The sequence below is a fragment of the Bradyrhizobium sp. AZCC 1577 genome (assembly GCF_036924575.1).
GTDB lineage: Bacteria > Pseudomonadota > Alphaproteobacteria > Rhizobiales > Xanthobacteraceae > Bradyrhizobium.
This window is the reverse complement of record NZ_JAZHRQ010000001.1, coordinates 252,690-268,982: the sequence shown is the minus strand read 5'-3', so window position 1 is coordinate 268,982 and position 16,293 is coordinate 252,690. Positions and strand designations below refer to the sequence as shown.

Here is a 16,293-nt window from a genome sequence, read left to right as displayed (position 1 = left end):
CGGAACCCGGCGTAAATCATTGATTTTTGCGGAAAATGTGCTATATTCGGCACATATAAGCCGATCCCGGCCATGCGTATCCTGTGGCCCCGGTGGGTTTTCGTAAAAACATCGAACAGGGGCGTGGCAGTTCCGCGCGCAGGCTGTGTCACAGAAAACGCGTAAAAAGAGTGCTTCCAAGACGACGAAAAAAGCCGCTCCGGCCAGCCGCAGCGCAACCAAAGGCCGTGCCAAGGCGCCCATGAAGGACGCCAAGAAGGTTTCGGCCACAAAGTCCTCAAAGAACAAAAGAAGCGCAATGCCAGAAAAGACTGCCAAGACCGCCGCGAAAGCGACGGGTTCGAAGACCACTGCGTCGAAAGTTGCTGCCAAGCATCCCGTCAAGACCCCTGTGAAGGCTGCTCCCCCGAAAGCCGCCGCGCCGAAGGCTGCTGCCAAGCCGGTTGCCGCCGCCCCGCGCGTCGAGGAGCCGAAGAAGGTCGTGACCCAGCGTCAGGGCTTCAAGGCCAATGAATTCGTGGTCTATCCGGCTCACGGCGTCGGCCAGATCCTGGCCATCGAGGAGCAGGAGATTGCAGGCGCCAAGCTTGAGCTGTTCGTGATCAATTTCATGAAGGACAAGATGACGCTCCGCGTGCCGACCGCCAAGGTCGCCAATGTCGGCATGCGCAAGCTGTCCGAGCCGGCGCTGGTCAAGAAGGCCCTCGAAACCCTGAAAGGTCGTGCGCGCGTAAAACGCACGATGTGGTCGCGCCGGGCGCAGGAATACGAAGCGAAGATCAATTCGGGCGACATCGTCGCGATCGCCGAAGTGGTCCGCGACCTCTACCGCTCGGAATCGCAGCCTGAGCAGTCCTACTCGGAACGCCAGCTCTATGAAGCGGCGCTCGATCGGCTGTCACGCGAAATCGCGGTCGTGCAGCATTCGACCGAGACCGAAGCGGTCAAGGAAATCGAAAGCCAGCTCGCCAAGAGCCCGCGCCGCGGCGCCAAGGCCGAAGCCACCGAAGCTGATACTGAGGCCGACGAGGCGGATGTCGACGCCGACGGCGACGACGCCGCCGTGGCGGACGAAGCCGCCTGAAAGAATCCCAGGGATTGAAACGAAAAGCCCGGTCGAAAGACCGGGCTTTTTGTTTGGCTGCATTGCTATAGCGAGCGATTGCCGTCGCCCCTGCGAAAGCAGGGGCCCATACGCAGCGGTCGGCGGAATGGGCACTCGGGGCGACGGCTGCGCCTCAGCAATGTAGGCCGTGGTTATGGGTCCCTGCGTTCGCATGCGTTCGCAGGGACGACAGGACAGAGGCGAGAACCTCTGAACGTGTCGCCACTGCGGAAAGCAGGGGCCCATAACCACAGGGCGGCGTTGTTGATGCAACGGCGACAAGTCGCTTGTGCGGGACGACAAGAGGCAGAATAGGCTAAACCTTGCAGTCACTTACGCGGAAAGTGGCCCAATTTTCGACTTTTTGTGACCAGAATCGGGGGAGAACCTCCCAGCCACATCCAGATCTACCGCAAGGGGGATTCGATGAAAGGGCAGGTTCAGTCAGTCTTTCTCGCCATTGTCATGGCCGCGCTGCTTCCGATCAGCGCGCCGGCCGCGCAGGTCAGGGAATGCAGCGCCGCGGTGCCGTCAAGCGCGCAAGGGCATTGGTCCTGGCGCCTGATCGATGGGCGCAAATGCTGGTACGCCGGCAAGACCGTGATTTCGAAATCGTTATTGCGGTGGCCTGCCGCGGCGCCTGCACCCGCGCAAGCGAAGGCCGAGGCCGAGCCGGTAAGCATCGTCACTGAGAAGCGCAGCGAGCCCATGGATGCGCAGGCGCGGATGCTTGACGATGACAATAGTTTTGAGTCGCGGTGGCGTTCGCGCGTGACTATCGAGTAGCGTCGGGAGAGATCGCCGCGAAAGCAGGGGCCCATAACCACAGGGCGATGTTGCTGCGTTAGGGCGCTTGGCGGATTGCGCTATTACAGCGACCGCGGCGTATGGGTCCCCGCGCCCCGTGCGCAATTGCGCACTAGGCGGGGGACGACGACGCAGCGGCGTGCTTCCCCACTCAATCCACCACGATCTTCACGCGATCGCGCGGCTTGACCTGGGCGTGCTGGTCGAGGCCGTTGAGGATGCGGAAGCGCTCGGTGGGGCGGTCGACGCCGGTCATGCGGTGGGACAGCGATTCCACGGTGTCGCCAGGCTGCACGGTGATGACCTTGATACGCAATGGGCGCGCGGCTTGGATTTCTTCCAGCGTCAGGCGGCGGAACGAGTTGACGGTCTCGCGCGCATTGCGCTCGCTTTCGGTATTGCGCTGCTTGGCGGCGAAGATGAAGCGGTAGACGTCGCTGCCGTAACGTAGCGCATAGACCTTGAACTGCCACTGATCGCCATTCGCCGACGCCGCAGCCACCGGGAAACCGTTGATCATCAGGGCTTCGGTCGAGCCCTTGTCGACACCTTCCATCCAGCCGGAATTGAGGTAATCGGCGAGCGACTGTTCGGCCGGCACGCGCACCACGTCGAAGCGCATCGCCTGCGTGCCGCCCTCGCGCACGCCGATCACGGCCTGCGCAGTGTTGTCGAGCGTAAACGTCTCGGGCGCCTGGAAGGTGAAGCCGAGTTTCGGATGCAGGAAGCGACGCCCGCGCACAAAGCCCTCGCTGGGGTCCTCGCCATAGACGATGTTGTCGATGGCGGCGAGATAGGTCTCGCGGTCGCGCTCGCCGCTCTGCGGCGAGGTGTATTGCCGCGCGCTGGCCTGCGCGTTCTGCACGCGCTCGGGCGTTGCCGGATGCGAGGACAGAAAGTCCTGCGCGCGCGGATCGAGCGAGGTCTTGCCGGCCTTCAGCGCCGCATTGCGCTCCATCGCGGCGAGGAAGCGCGCCGCGCCATAGGGATCGAAGCGGGCGCGGGCCGAAATGCCGACGCCGATGCCATCGGCCTCGAATTCCTGCTGCCGCGAGAAGCTCGCCATCGTCAGCTTGGTTTTCGCCAGCGCCAGCGCGGTCAGATCCGGATCGTTGCTCATGTCGGTGACGACGCGCGTCACCACCGCCGCCTGCCGTGCCTGGTCTTCCCGGATCGAGGCGTGCTTTGCGATGACATGTGCCATCTCGTGGCTCAGCACCGAGGACAGTTCCGAGGTGTCGCTGGCGAGCGCCACCAGCCCGCGCGTCACATAGAGCTGGCCGGTCGGCAGCGCGAAGGCGTTGACCGCGCCGGAATTGAGGATGGTCACCCGGTAGGCCTGGTCCGGACGGTCGGACGCCGCCACCAGCCGGTCGACTGTCTTGCCGATCAGGGTTGCGAGTTTCGGATCGTCATAGGCGCCGCCATAGGAGGCCAGAATGCGCTCGTGCTCGCGCTCGCTCGCCGGTGTCTGCGCGACAGTGCGGCTCGGCTTCGGCGCGGGCACCGTCGGTGCGGCGGTCTCGATCTTCCCGAGATTTCCACAGGAAGAAAGGATCAGCGCCACGCACAACAGCGCCGGCGCAGCCAGAAGGCGGCAGCCCGTGTTTCCTTCGCGCCGTTGTGCACGATGCGTCAAATCAGCCACTAAGATCACGATCCGACCAGGATCCTTGATCTCATCCCCTCTTGTTTGCGCGTGATCCCAGCGAAGACCGATGCCAGCCCTCGAATCAAACGCTATTTCCCGCCCACCACCTCAATCTGCCCCACCCGAAGCAACTCAATTCGCGGTCCTCCCCGCGACGAGACAACGCCGCGGACACGAATCCGTCGGTTTTCGAGCGACTTAGGTCCAAGGCCGGCGCTCTCGAACGCCGGTATGATGCGCCTTGAAATAGTCGCAGCAAAGTCCCGTGTCCAGTTCCGCCCGAAATTCAGGTAGGTCATTGCCCCCGCCTGCCGAACGGACAGCACTTTGCCCTCGACCACCGTAAAGTGCCCAATCGTGGCCAGAATATCGCCCGGACTTTCCGTGTTTTTTATGGCAGTTGAACTTGCCCAGATTCCCAATTTGGCATTTCTCGCCACGCCCTCGGCGGCGGACAGCGCTGCAGCGCAATTTTTGTCGGATATATCGCTCGAAACCAGGGCCTCGCCGCGGCGTAGCAGCTCGCTTTGCACCGATTGTTCCGAACCGGTCACGAACACAAAGGCCGACTGCCGGCCGTACCGATCCGGCGTGTCATCCTCGCCATGCAGGGTCACGTCGCGGCCGGTGATGATAGCCGACAATGCGGCCCTGCCGCTGGCCGCCTCGGTTCCCGCGCGCTCGATGCCGGCGAGGCGAATTTCGCGGCCGTCGTCGAGGCGAAAGCCACGTGCATCGACCACGGCGGCGACGCGCCCTTCGCCCTGCCGCTCCAGCACGCAGTCGGCGGCGTCGGCCTCGCCAGCGGACGCCAGCGCGAGAAACAATGCGGCGGATGCCGTAAGCGCAGCTCTGTAACGCAATGCCGGACCGGTCATAACGCTGCTCTCTGTCCCGCTCGTTCCTGTATGCTCGATCAATGACAGCAATACTACCTGAGATTGCCACGTGGGGGGAGACAATGGAAGTCAACGGCATTGCCCATATTTTTCTCACCGCCTCGAATTACGAACGCTCCCGCGATTTCTATCGCAAGCTGCTGCCGTTTCTCGGCTTGAAGCCGGTCATCGATAGTGAGACGACCTACTACTGCGTCGGCGGCCGCACCGCGGTCGGCATCAGCGCGCCGTCGCCAGAGCACGAGGGCGCCGCGTTCGAGCAGCAGCGCGTCGGCCTGCACCACCTCTGCTTCCGCGCCCGCGAACGCGCCGATGTCGATGAGTTGCACGGCTTCCTGAAGACGCTCGGCGCCAAGATCATCCGTGCGCCGCGCGAAGACCAATGGGCGCCGGGCTATTACTCAATCCTGTTCGAGGATCCCGACGGCATCCGGCTCGAGCTCAATCACGTGCCGGGCAAGGGGTTGTTGGCATGAGTGGCGTTCCCCGGATGCTGCGCAGTGCGCCGCATCAGCGGCGTAATGCGCTGCCGATCCGGAGTCCATGTTGTGGCGGTAGGTCCCGGCTCTGCGGTGCACCGTCAAGAGACGCTGCACCGCGTCCGGGACACGAGACATGCGGGGAGAAAAATATGAAACGTCACTTGTGCTGGTTTGCATTGCCACTTGCGCTCGTTGCCGGGTTGTCATCGGCAATCGGCCAGGAAGCGGCGAGAGCGGCTGGCGATGCCGTCCTTGGGCCCGTATTTTCAAACACCGGACCGAATGCGGATATCTACGGTGCTGCGGCAGGGTTTCCGGTTGGCGACCGCGCGACTGCGGGTCAACCTCATTACCTGGTCGGGACTTACAGCCATTTTGGTGACGTGTTTCCGTCGCGTCTGGTGCGACGAGCCACGACACCCTGGCAGTTCAAGCGGGCGCCCGGGCCCTCGATTTCCTACAACTTTCGATCGGAACGGCTCTCGATCGAGAATTATCTCGCCCGCAATCCGATCACCGGGCTGTTGATAGCGAGGGGCGACACGATTTTGTACGAGCACTATCAATATGCACGCACTGATCGTGACCGATTCCTCTCGCAATCGATGGCGAAGACGATCACGGCGATGCTGATCGGCATCGCTGTCTCGGAAGGCAAAATCAAATCGATCGACGATCCCGTCTCGACCTATGTCGCCGGCCTCTCGGAGACGGAATACGGAAAGACCTCGATCCGGGACCTGCTGCATATGTCCTCGGGAGTCGCCTTTAAGGAAATCTACGACGGAAATGATGACATCGCTCAGCTCTCGCGTGATCTGTTCGGTGGCTCGGGGAAGGACGCCGTCACCAGCGTTGCCCAATTCAACACGCGCGTCGCTCCTCCCGGCACCAGATGGCATTACGCCAGTGTCGAGACCGAAATTCTGGGTCTGGTGTTGCGGGCTGTCACGGGCGGACCGGTCGCAGACTATCTTCAAGACAAAATCTGGCAGGCGATTGGCGCAGAGTCCGACGCGTCGTGGGCCATCGATAGCACCGGACAAGAAATTACTTTTTGCTGCTTCAACGCGGTCCTGCGCGACTACGCGCGGTTCGGCCGTCTCTTGGCCCATGACGGCGCATGGGAGGGACGTCAGGTGATTCCGCGGCAGTGGATGTTGGACGCCACGACGGTGCAGCCGGCCGTTGCCTATCTCGCTCCCGGCACTGCAACACCGTACTTTGGTTACGGATACCAGGTCTGGCTTCTGCCCGGCGAGGCGCGCCGGTTCGCTCTCCTCGGAATCCGGGGGCAAATAATCCTAGTCGATCCCGTCTCCAAACTTGTCATGGTGCACACTGCCGTTCGCCAGAAGCCATCGGAGCCGTCCTCCTATGCAGAGACGCTCGCGCTGTGGTTTAGCGTGCTCGCGCAGCTTGGAAAATAATCGGTACGTAGGATGCGGTGGAGCGAAGCGACTTATGCGCCAAAGTGCCGTAGGATGGGTGGAGCGAAAGCGATATCCATCATGCTTCCGCGTTGGGATTGATGGGTATCGCTATCACTCTACCCATCCTACAAGTTCATTCCGCTTAGCGGAAATCGCGCGCCTGGCGGCGTCTTTCTCTTCGCCTTGCCGCTGCTGACCCCATGCGGCATGATCCTGCCAGAGCCAAAAATTCAAAGTCGCAGGCAATGCGGCGCGTGCACAGGGAGAACTCCATGAAGAGAGCAATCACAGCCGTTTTCGCCGCCGCGCTGGCGATGTCGGCGAGCGCGGCAATGGCGCAAAGCAAGCCGCCGCTCAAGCTTGGCGGCATTCTCGATATGTCCGGGCTTTACGCAGACATCACCGGTTCGGGTTCGGAGACCGCGGCGAAGATGGCGGTGGAGGATTTTGGCGGCGAGGTGCTCGGGCGCAAGGTCGAGATCGTCGCGGCCGATCATCTCAACAAGGCCGATCTTGCCGCCAGCATCGCGCGCGACATGCTCGACAATCAGGGCGTCGAGATGCTGTACGACGTGGCGGCTTCCGCGACCGCGCTTGCCGCCGGCGAGATCGCGAAGGCGCGCAACAAGATCGTGATGTATAGCGGCCCCGCCTCGATCCGGCTGAGCAACGAGGCCTGCGGCCCCTACACCGTGCATTATTCCTACGACACGTTCGCGCAGGCCAACGTCACCGGGCTCGCCACCGTCAAGAGCGGCTTCGAGACCTGGTTCTTCCTCACCGCCGACTATGCGTTCGGCCAGGACCTGGAAAAGGACACCAGCAATGTGGTGGTGAAGGCCGGCGGCAAGGTGCTCGGCAGCGTCAAGCATCCGCTCAATACGTCGGACTTTTCCTCGTTCCTGCTGCAGGCGCAGAGCTCGAAGGCCAAGGTTGTCGGCCTCGCCAATGCCGGCGGCGACACCATCAACGCGATCAAGCAGGCGGCGGAATTCGGGCTGACCAGGAGCGGCGGACAAAAGCTCTCGCCGCTGCTCGCCTTCGTCACCGACATCGACAGCGTCGGGCTGGAGACGGCGCAGGGCCTGCTGCTTGCCGAAGCCTTCTATTGGGACCTCAACGACGACACCCGCGCGTTTTCAAAACGCTTCATGGAGCGCGTCAAGCGGCCGCCGACCGCGGCGCAGGCCAGCGTTTATTCGTCGGTCCTGCATTACCTGAAAGCGGTCAAGGCCGCGGGCACCACGGATGCGGCCGCGGTGATGAAGGTAATGAAGGAGACGCCGGTCAACGACATGTTCGCCAGGAACGGCAAAATTCGCGACGACGGCCGCATGGTGCACGACATGTATCTGTTCGAGGTCAAGAAGCCGTCCGAGTCGAAGACGCGCTGGGATTATTACAAGCTGCTGGCGACCATCCCGGGCAACGAGGCATTCCAGCCGCTGGAGGCCTCGCGCTGTCCGCTGGTGAAGAAATAAGACCGCTGCTTCCGCGTCATTGCGAGGAGCGTAAGCGACGAAGCAATCCATAGAGCGGCAAAGAAAGTATGGATTGCTTCGCTTCGCTCGCAATGACGGGGAGAGGCCGGAATTCCATCTCAACCAACGAACGAAAGCACCACCCATGAGCGCAAACGAAATGGTCCTCCAGAAGCTCGACGCTGGGCTACTCACCATCACGATGAACCGCCCCGACCGGCGCAATGCGCTCAATCCGGATATGACGCGCGGGCTGGTGGAGGCGGCACGGCGCGCGGCGGAGGATCACGAGGTGCGCGCGGTACTCTTGAAGGGCGCCGGCGGCACGTTCTGCGTCGGAGGTGACGTCAAGTCGATGGCGGAGGGCAGGGCGCCACTCGGCTTCGAGGCCAAGATGGCCAATCTGCGCCGCGGCATGGAAGTCTCGCGCATCCTGCACCAGATGCCGAAGCCCGTCGTGGCGCAGCTCGATGGCGCCGCCGCGGGCGCCGGTCTCTCCATCGCACTATCGTGCGACCTGCGCGTCGCCAGCGCCTCCTGCAAGATCACGACCGCGTTCGCCAAGGTCGGATTGTCAGGAGATTACGGCGGCACCTATTTCCTCACCCAGATGCTCGGAGCTGCGAAAGCGCGCGAGCTCTATCTGACCTCGCCGGTGCTGAGCGCGACCGAAGCCTACAATCTCGGCATGGTGACAAAGGTGGTGCCGGATGCCGACATCGATACGGAAGCGCGTGATCTCGCGATGTCTCTGGCGCAGGGACCGTCGGTGACGCTGGGCTACATCAAGCGCAACATCAACAATGCCGAGACGATGTCGCTGGAGGCCTCTTTTGACGCCGAAGCCATCCATCATTCGCGCTCGGGCGACACCGCCGATCACAAGGAGGCGGCAAGGGCGTTTGTCGAGAAGCGCAAGCCTGTATTTCAGGGGCACTGAGATGGCCGGATACCTCAGGCTGCGGCAGATCTGCCTGGTGGCGCCGCATCTGGAGCCGGTGATCTCGGACATTTCCGAGATCATGGGCCTCAACGTCTGTTACCGCGATGGCAATGTCGCCAAGTACGGACTGGAGAACGCATTGCTACCGGTTGACACGATCCTGCTCGAAGTGGTGGCGCCGATCCAGCCGGGCACCGCGGCGGGGCGCTTCCTCGACAAGACCGGCGGCCGCGGCGGCTACATGGCGATCTTCTGCTGCGACGATCCCGACGCACGCGGCCAGCACGCCAACGCGATCGGCGTGCGCACGGCGAACGTGATCACGCACGCGCCTTATCACGGCGTGCAACTGCACCCGCGCGATTGCCGCGCCGCGTTCATCGAGTTCAATCATACCGATGGCAGCGACGACGTGCTGGGACCCTATCCGCCGGCGGGGCCGAACTGGCAGAAGGCGATCCGCAAGGACGTGACGGTGGCGCTGACGGAAGTCGAGATGCAGAGCCCGGATCCGCAAGGGTTGGCGGAGCATTGGGGGAAGATTTTGGGTCTCGCCGTCAGCAATGGGGCAGGCGGTGAGCCGGTGTTGAAACTGCCCAATGCCAGCTTCCGATTTGTGAAAGGCGCGAGCGATCTAATGAGCGGGCTGACGTTCAAAGTCGCTGATATCGCCAAGGTGCGCGACGCGGCCAAGTCGAAGGGCTGCAAGGTGTCGGGCGATGCGTTCGATCTTTGCGGCGTGATGTTCAGGCTGGTGGCGTAGCGAAATCCATCAACACGTCGTCCCTGCGAACGCAGGGACCCATAACCACCATTGCTGATGGTGAAGGAAGCCGTCTCCCGTTATGCCCTTTCCGCGGGCCGCGGCGTATGGGTCCCGGCTCAAGGCCGGGACGACGCGTTGAGAGAGCGGAGTGACGTTTCGGCTGATTTGCATGAGCGTGGATGCGGCGGTCTTGTAGCGACGAGGCTAACCTTCACCGTCGTCCCTGCGAACGCAGGGACCCATAACCACGTTGCCCATCGCGAACGAAGCCGTCTCCCCTTGTGCCCTTTCCGCGGGCCGCGGCGTATGGGTCCCGGCTCAAGGCCGAGACGACGGGGTGAGAGAGTTGTGCTAGGTCACCGTCCCTTGAAGTTCGCCGCCCTTCGTTCTGCGGTGGCTTTGACGCCTTCCTTGAAATCTTCCGTGGCGCGGAGTCTGGTCTGCTCGGCGAGCTCGTGGTTGGTGGCGGCCATGACGCGGTCGGCGAGGCCGGCGCGCATGGTGGCGCGGGTCGAGATCAGGCCGAGCGGGGAGCATTCGGCGATTTCGGCGGCAAGCTTCATGGCCTCGGCGCGGACCCGGTCCTGCGGCACGCAGACATTGGCAAGGCCCATTCGCGTGGCTTCCTCGCCGGTGATGCGGCGGCTGGTGTAGAAGATCAGTTCGGCGTTGTTGCGGCCAACGAGTTCGGGAAGCGTCGTAGTCAGGCCGAAGCCAGGATGAAAGCCGAGTTTTGTAAAGTTGGCGGCGAAGCGTGCCTCGGGGCAGGTGACGCGGAAATCGGCCGAGACGGCTAGTCCCAGGCCGCCGCCGATGGCCGCGCCATGGACGGCGGCGACGATCGGCTTCTTGTTGCGGAAGATTCGCACGGCCTGGACGTAGAGATGGTTGATCGGCAGATTGGCGGCCGGATCATTCTGCGCGCTCGCTTCCTGCTCCTGCCGCCTCGGATCGGAAAAATCCGCGCCGGCGCAGAACGCCTTGCCTTGGGCTGCGAGCACGGAGCTGCGGATTTCGATGTCGTTGTCGAACTCCTCCAGCGCATCTGCAATCTGGTTGATCAGCGAGACGTCGAAGAAGTTCAGCGGAGGCTTTCGGATCTCGATCAGGCCGACATGGCCGTGCTTCTCGACGCCGATATCAGTGTATTTGCTCATGCGGTTTCCTCGTTGAATTAGCGCAAACCTAGCCCGCGAGCGATGATGCCGCGCAGCACTTCGGTGGTGCCGCCCTGGATCGTCAGCTTGGGCGCAGTCTTGATGGCGAAGTCGAGCTGCTTTTCCAGCGTCTCGCGGTTGGTCGCGGTTTCCTCGACAAAGGCGGCGAGCTCACGCACGCGATGCGGCAATTGCTGCTCCCAGATGGTACCGATGTCTTTCACGATAGAGGCCTCGACCACCGGCTCCTTGCCGGCCTGCAGCATGCCCGCGACCGAAACCGACATGCGCCGCATCGTGTGCACCTGCGCCACCAGGCGGCCGATGCCTTCGGCGCTGCGGGTGTCCGGGTTATTGCCGACGGCGCGGACCAGCTCGGTCAGGACGTAATAGGTCTCGAGGAAACGTTCGGGGCCGGACCGCTCATAGGCAAGCTCCGAAGTCGCCTGTTTCCAGGCGCCGTCGATTTCGCCGAGCACGTGATCGTCGGGAATGAAGTGATCGGTGAACACGACCTCGTTGAATTCATACTGCCCGGTGATCTGGCCGATCGGATTCACCTGGATCCCCGGCTGCTTCATCTTGACCAGAAACTGCGTCAGGCCGTGGCGGCGGTTTTCTTTGGTCGGCGGTGACGTTCGAAAAATCGCGATCATGTAATCGGCGATATGGGCCGAAGAGGTCCAGATCTTGGTGCCGTTGATCAGATAGCCGCCGTCGGTCTTGGTCGCGCGGGTCTTTGCCGCGAACAGATCGGAGCCTGAGTTCGGCTCGCTCATGCCGATCGCAAAGCAGATCTCGCCGCGGCAGATGCGCGGCAGGATTTCCATCTTGATGTGCTCGGGTGCGTATTTCAAAAGCACCGGGCCGCTCTGGCGGTCGGCGACGAAGAAGCGCCGCGTCGGCGCATTCGCCACCCGCATTTCCTCGGTCACCACATAACGCTCGAGGAACGAGCGCTCATGGCCGCCATATTTCTTCGGCCAGGTCATGCCGAGCCAGCCGCGCGCGCCGACCTTTCGGGAAAATTCCGGCACGTCGGTATCTTCGCGGTTCGGCTTGTGCGGATCGAAGGTGCCGGCGGCGATTTCTTCCGCAAGGAAGGCGCGGACTTCCTTGCGCAACTGCTCGCATTCGCTCGGCAGGCGGATCGGATCGAAACGTAGGGCTGCAGTCATTGTTGTTCTCTATGCAGGCAAATCGAGATGATCTCAGCGCGAGGCCACGAGCGGCCACAACTCATCGGCGCCTCTTCGCGCCACGAGCTTGCCGAGCTCGACCGCCCAAAAACTCTCGGAGCCGAAATCGTCGCGCCATGCCAGTGCACGCAGCGAGTAGCGATGCAGGATGTGCTCGATGGTAAAGCCGATCGCGCCGTGCACCTGATGGGCGATGCCGCCGCCTTTTTCCGCCGCCTCCGCGCAGCGGATTTTCGCCGCCACCGCTTCGAGAAACACTTCGTCGTTAAAGGAGGTCGCGTTGGCAATAGCGTCCGCGGCCGAAGTGGCCGCGGCAAGTGCGGCCGCCGACTCGCCGGCGAGCCGCGCCAGATTGTGCTGCACCGCCTGGAATTTCGAAATCTTCTTCTCGAAGGCGACACGCTCATTGGAATAGCGCACGGAGATATCCAGCATCGATTCCAGCGCGCCGGCGATCTGCAGGGATCGGGCGACGCCGCCCATCAGCATCAACCGGGCCTGGTCGAAACCTGCTGGCGCCGGCTTGATCGCGGCCGGCTGCACCTTGTCCAGCGTCACGACATCAGAAGGATCGCCGCCGAGATTGAGCCCGTTCTCGATCCGGCACTTGCCGGCGTCGACCAGCGCGATGGCGAAATCACCCTTCGCATTGCTGGCGAGCACCGCGAAGTATTTTGCAACCTTGGCAAACGGCACGCCTCGCGCCCTGCCCGAGAGGCTGCCATCGGCATTGACGGTAATCCGGTCTTTCGGGCTCGCGGGCACTACCGTCATCTCGCCGCCGGGCGAAGTGATCTTTGCCTGCGCCAACAGCCAGCCCGCCAGCATGGTTTCGGCCAGCGGCACCGCGACCGCAAAGCGCCCCACGGCGCTTAGCACGCTAAAGCCTTCGGCGAGAGAGGCGCCCGAGCCGCCGCAATCCTCCGGCACCCAGGACAGCGGCAGGCCGGCATCGCTCAGCGCCTGCCAGAGCGGGGCTTTCCACTCGCCCTTCTTGTCGCGATTGATGGCTTGGGCGTCGGCCAGATCGGCGAAGATTTTCTCCGCGGTCTCGGCAACAATGTTCTCACTCTCCGCCACAGCGTTCCCCGATTTGAAATTGGCATGCCAATCCCAACTGACATGGCCGGGTCGGCTGCGGTCTTTTCTTGCGCTTTATGATGGGCAAAAGCCATAGCCGTGACAAGCGCTGTCCGCAGGGCCGCATGAGGCGGCGGCATGAAGGTCGCGGCGCAAAGAATAAATTCCGCGCAACGGACTTCTTCGGATTTGCACGCCGTTGGCCGCGCGATATGGTAGCGCTCAGCCACGCCAGCGGGCGGTCAAAACTTTAATTCAAGAACAACAAAGGGAATGCGGATGTCGAAGGATGGTTTGTGCGCAATTGTCACCGGTTCTGCGTCCGGCTTGGGAGCGGCGACCGCGGCCATTCTGGCAAACGGCGGCGCGCGCATTGTCGTCAACTATTCCAACAGCAAGGCGGAAGCCGAAGCGACCGCCGATCTCTGCCGCAGCGCCGGCGCCGAAGTCGTGGTCGTGCAAGGCGACGTGTCGCGCGATGAAGACTGCAGGAAGATCGCTGCCGCGGCCGTGCCGTGGAGACGCCTCGACGTGCTGGTCAACAATGCCGGCACCACCAAGCACGTGCCGCATCACGATCTCGACGGGCTTTCGGCCGAGGACTTTCAGCGCATCTATGCCGTCAACACGATCGGCCCGTTCCAGATGATCCGCGCGGCGCGCGCGCTGCTCGAAGCGGGCGCTAAAGTTTCCGGCCAGCCGTCCGCCGTGGTCAACGTGTCGTCGGTCGCCGGCATTTCCGGCGGCGGCTCGTCCGTCGCCTATGCCGCAAGCAAGGGCGCGCTCAACACCATGACGCAATCGCTGGCGCGCGCGCTGGCGCCGCTGATCCGCGTCAACACGGTATGTCCCGGCTATATCGATACGCCGTGGTTCACCAAGGGCCGCGGCGAAGCCGGCGCGAAAGCAGTGCGCGACGCTGTCGTGGCGAAGGTGCCGCTGAAGGTCGCCTCCACGGCCGAGGATATCGCGCAGCTCGTCTGCTTCCTCGCTTCGCCCGCGTCGAGCAACATGACCGGCGAGTTCGTGCGCATGGATGCGGGGATGCATCTGGTGTTGTGACGACGCATTCATCTCCGTCATGGCCGGGCTTGATCCGGCCATCCACGTCTTACTTGCTCTTTGGAGACAAAGCGCGTGGATGCCCGGGTCAAGCCCGGGCATGACGAAGGAGAGATACGAGCCGGATCTTACCTGTTCCCCGGATCCGAGATCACGCCGCGCGCTACCAGCCTGTTCCAGATGAACAGCACCACTAGCGCGCCGATGGTGGCGGTGATGAAGCCAGCGCCCTGATCGGGGCTGTAATGGCCGATCGCCTGGCCGACGAAGGTCGCCAGGAACGCGCCGGCGATGCCGAGCACCGTAGTCAGGATGAAGCCGGTCGGGTTGTTTTGGCCCGGCGAAACGATGCGCGCGATGATACCGGCGACGAAGCCGACGACGATGATCCAGATAATGCCGCCCATTTCCGTCCCTTTCCAATGCGTCGATGGTGAAGCGGCGCGGCACCTCTCGGGCGCCGCGCGTCTCGCGGCGTCAGATCCGTTCCGATATCTCGTTCTCGTTCGGCAGCCGTCCGTCCGGCGTCAGATGATTGACTACGTCGGGCAGATACTGGCTGAGGCCTTGCAGCAAATCGTCGCGCGACAGTCCGCTTTGCGCCGAGAGCTGATCGATCTGGTCGGCGCCGAGCGCATTGGCGAGATCGCCGGGCGAGACCTGTTTGTTCGGACCGTTGCTGACCCAGGAGTCCGCCTGATCGCCGAGGCCCTTCTGCTGCAGTTGATTCAGGAGGTCGCCGAGGCCGCCGCTCAAAACGGTGCCGGCCGCGCCTCCAGCAAGAAGCCCGCCCAAGCCGCCTTTGAGCATGTCGCTGAGTCCGCCGCCCATGCCGCCGCCGGGCATGCCGGCATTCACGTTGCCCGGCGCGGGCGCCGGTTGCTGTGCCGAGCCGGTCTGGTTGCCGCTGAAATGCTTGATGCCTTTCCAGGCCAGCAGCGCCAGGATCGCCATGGTCAAGGGCGACATTCCGCCGCTCTCGGATTGTGAACTGGGGCGGCTCGGGCCGCGCGGCCCATTCATCATGCCGTTGAGGACGTCGAGTAAACCCATGGTTGTCTCCTCTGCGTAGCCCCGCGTGGAACATAACGGTAGCACATGACGGTTACAAGGCGCGGGCGGTGCCACCTGCGATAGGCACAGTCCGCGCGCTCTGCTATTCGAAGCCGGTTGCAACGCGGTAGGTGACAAATGGTTTCGCGCCAAACGATCGGTATCGCAGGCGCCGGCAGCATCGGCTGCTTCGTCGGCGGCATCCTGGCGGCCGGCGGCTGCCGCGTGGCGCTGCTGGCGCGTCCGCGCGTGATCGCCGAGATCGAAGCAGGCGGCTTGCGGCCGACCAGTTTTGAAGGTTTTGACCAGACCGTCGCGCGCGATCGGTTCGTATTGTCGGAAAACCCTTCCATTTTTGCTGACGCCAGCGTGGTGCTGGTCACGGTCAAGAGCGCGGACACCGCTGCGATGGCCGAAATCATCGCTCACCATGCGCCGTCCAATGCCGTCGTCGTCAGCCTGCAGAACGGCGTCGGCAACGCCGCCGTGCTGCGCAACCGCCTGCCGGGGCGGCGCGTGCTCGGCGGCATGGTGCCGTTCAACGTGATGGCGCTCGGCAACGGGCGGTTTCATCGCGCCACCTCGGGTGACATCGTCATCGAGCAGGACGAAGCGCGCACCGCGGAGAAATTGTCGGTGCCGGGATTGACGATGCGGCCGACCGGCGACATCGACGGCGTGCAATGGGGCAAGCTGCTGTTCAATCTCAACAACGCGCTCAACGCACTGGCCGATCTGCCGCTGCGCCGGCAGCTCGCAGAACGACCATGGCGGCAATTGTTCGCCGATCAGCTCGCCGAAGCTCTCGCGGCGATCAAGGCCGAAGGTATCAAGCCGGTGTCGCCGACGCCGATCCCGCCCGCCTGGATGCCGGCTTTGTTACGCCTGCCGGACTGGGTCTTCGAAACCTTGCTGGGGCGGACGATGAAGATCGATCCCGAGGCGCGCTCGTCGATGTGGGAAGATCTGCAGCGCGGCCGCCGCACCGAAATCGATTATCTGCAGGGCGTCATCACCGAAATCGCCGAGCGCCGCGGACTTGAGGCGCCGCTCTCGCGCCGGATCGTGCAATTGATCCGGCAGGCTGAAAGCAGCGGCAAGGGCCCGCCCGGCCTGACGCCGGAGCAGATTCGCCCCCAATATTAATTTGCCTCGGCGCCGGTCCCGCGCGAGTT

16 protein-coding genes are annotated in these 16,293 nt (G+C 63.2%); 9 read left to right on the top strand and 7 right to left on the bottom strand.

Annotation, left to right across the window (positions count from 1 at the left end; all coding sequences use genetic code 11):
- Nucleotides 1–298 precede the first annotated feature (298 nt).
- Together V1278_RS01245 and V1278_RS01240 are read left to right on the top strand one after the other, a co-directional pair.
- Entirely contained in the window at nt 299–1,084 is a 786-nt protein-coding gene (locus V1278_RS01245) for a CarD family transcriptional regulator (RefSeq protein WP_334366127.1), read from the top strand.
- A 447-nt stretch (nt 1,085–1,531) separates the two neighbouring features.
- A complete protein-coding gene (locus V1278_RS01240; protein WP_334379446.1) occupies nt 1,532–1,891 on the top strand; it encodes a hypothetical protein in 360 nt (119 codons plus the stop codon).
- A gap of 172 nt (nt 1,892–2,063) precedes the next feature.
- Here the strand turns inward: V1278_RS01240 and V1278_RS01235 are convergent, their stop codons facing one another.
- Together V1278_RS01235 and V1278_RS01230 are read right to left on the bottom strand one after the other, a co-directional pair.
- Nucleotides 2,064–3,551 (bottom strand): M48 family metalloprotease, encoded by a 1,488-nt coding sequence (locus V1278_RS01235; protein WP_334384074.1) that lies wholly within the window; start codon nt 3,549–3,551, stop codon nt 2,064–2,066.
- A 101-nt stretch (nt 3,552–3,652) separates the two neighbouring features.
- Nucleotides 3,653–4,441: a thermonuclease family protein gene (locus V1278_RS01230; RefSeq protein WP_334379445.1), complete on the bottom strand. Its 789-nt coding sequence runs from the start codon at nt 4,439–4,441 to the stop codon at nt 3,653–3,655.
- An 83-nt stretch (nt 4,442–4,524) separates the two neighbouring features.
- On the opposite strand from V1278_RS01230, the gene V1278_RS01225 reads away from it, so the two are divergent.
- The 5 genes from V1278_RS01225 to V1278_RS01205 all read left to right on the top strand — a co-directional run bounded on the left by V1278_RS01225 (nt 4,525) and on the right by V1278_RS01205 (nt 9,564).
- Nucleotides 4,525–4,938 (top strand): VOC family protein, encoded by a 414-nt coding sequence (locus V1278_RS01225; RefSeq protein ID WP_334366130.1) that lies wholly within the window; start codon nt 4,525–4,527, stop codon nt 4,936–4,938.
- Between the two features lie 155 nt (nt 4,939–5,093).
- Nucleotides 5,094–6,374 (top strand): serine hydrolase domain-containing protein, encoded by a 1,281-nt coding sequence (locus V1278_RS01220; protein WP_334379444.1) that lies wholly within the window; start codon nt 5,094–5,096, stop codon nt 6,372–6,374.
- Between the two features lie 275 nt (nt 6,375–6,649).
- The gene (locus tag V1278_RS01215; RefSeq protein WP_334379443.1) at nt 6,650–7,858 is read left to right on the top strand and encodes an ABC transporter substrate-binding protein; all 1,209 of its coding nucleotides are present in this window, start codon (nt 6,650–6,652) and stop codon (nt 7,856–7,858) included.
- 145 nt (nt 7,859–8,003) lie between these two features.
- A complete protein-coding gene (locus tag V1278_RS01210; protein WP_334379442.1) occupies nt 8,004–8,798 on the top strand; it encodes an enoyl-CoA hydratase in 795 nt (264 codons plus the stop codon).
- Between the two features lies 1 nt (nt 8,799).
- Nucleotides 8,800–9,564 (top strand): hypothetical protein, encoded by a 765-nt coding sequence (locus V1278_RS01205; protein ID WP_334379441.1) that lies wholly within the window; start codon nt 8,800–8,802, stop codon nt 9,562–9,564.
- A gap of 359 nt (nt 9,565–9,923) precedes the next feature.
- Here V1278_RS01205 and V1278_RS01200 read toward each other — a convergent pair whose 3' ends face one another.
- The 3 genes from V1278_RS01200 to V1278_RS01190 are packed head-to-tail and all read right to left on the bottom strand — an operon-like array spanning nt 9,924 to nt 13,003.
- Nucleotides 9,924–10,724, bottom strand: a complete 801-nt coding sequence (locus tag V1278_RS01200; RefSeq protein ID WP_334379440.1) for an enoyl-CoA hydratase/isomerase family protein — start codon at nt 10,722–10,724, stop codon at nt 9,924–9,926.
- Nucleotides 10,725–10,741: 17 nt separating this feature from the next.
- Entirely contained in the window at nt 10,742–11,902 is a 1,161-nt protein-coding gene (locus V1278_RS01195; protein WP_028347625.1) for an acyl-CoA dehydrogenase family protein, read from the bottom strand.
- A gap of 33 nt (nt 11,903–11,935) precedes the next feature.
- Nucleotides 11,936–13,003, bottom strand: a complete 1,068-nt coding sequence (locus V1278_RS01190) for an acyl-CoA dehydrogenase family protein (protein WP_334379439.1) — start codon at nt 13,001–13,003, stop codon at nt 11,936–11,938.
- Between the two features lie 279 nt (nt 13,004–13,282).
- On the opposite strand from V1278_RS01190, the gene V1278_RS01185 reads away from it, so the two are divergent.
- Entirely contained in the window at nt 13,283–14,065 is a 783-nt protein-coding gene (locus tag V1278_RS01185; protein WP_334379438.1) for an SDR family NAD(P)-dependent oxidoreductase, read from the top strand.
- Between the two features lie 128 nt (nt 14,066–14,193).
- On the opposite strand, the gene V1278_RS01180 is transcribed toward V1278_RS01185, so the two are convergent.
- Both V1278_RS01180 and V1278_RS01175 read right to left on the bottom strand, forming a co-directional pair.
- Complete coding sequence (locus tag V1278_RS01180) at nt 14,194–14,472, bottom strand: GlsB/YeaQ/YmgE family stress response membrane protein (protein ID WP_334366138.1); 279 nt, start codon at nt 14,470–14,472, stop codon at nt 14,194–14,196.
- 70 nt (nt 14,473–14,542) lie between these two features.
- Nucleotides 14,543–15,118 (bottom strand): YidB family protein, encoded by a 576-nt coding sequence (locus V1278_RS01175; RefSeq protein ID WP_334379437.1) that lies wholly within the window; start codon nt 15,116–15,118, stop codon nt 14,543–14,545.
- Nucleotides 15,119–15,256: 138 nt separating this feature from the next.
- On the opposite strand from V1278_RS01175, the gene V1278_RS01170 reads away from it, so the two are divergent.
- Nucleotides 15,257–16,264 (top strand): 2-dehydropantoate 2-reductase, encoded by a 1,008-nt coding sequence (locus tag V1278_RS01170; protein WP_334379436.1) that lies wholly within the window; start codon nt 15,257–15,259, stop codon nt 16,262–16,264.
- The last annotated feature ends 29 nt before the right edge of the window (nt 16,265–16,293 follow it).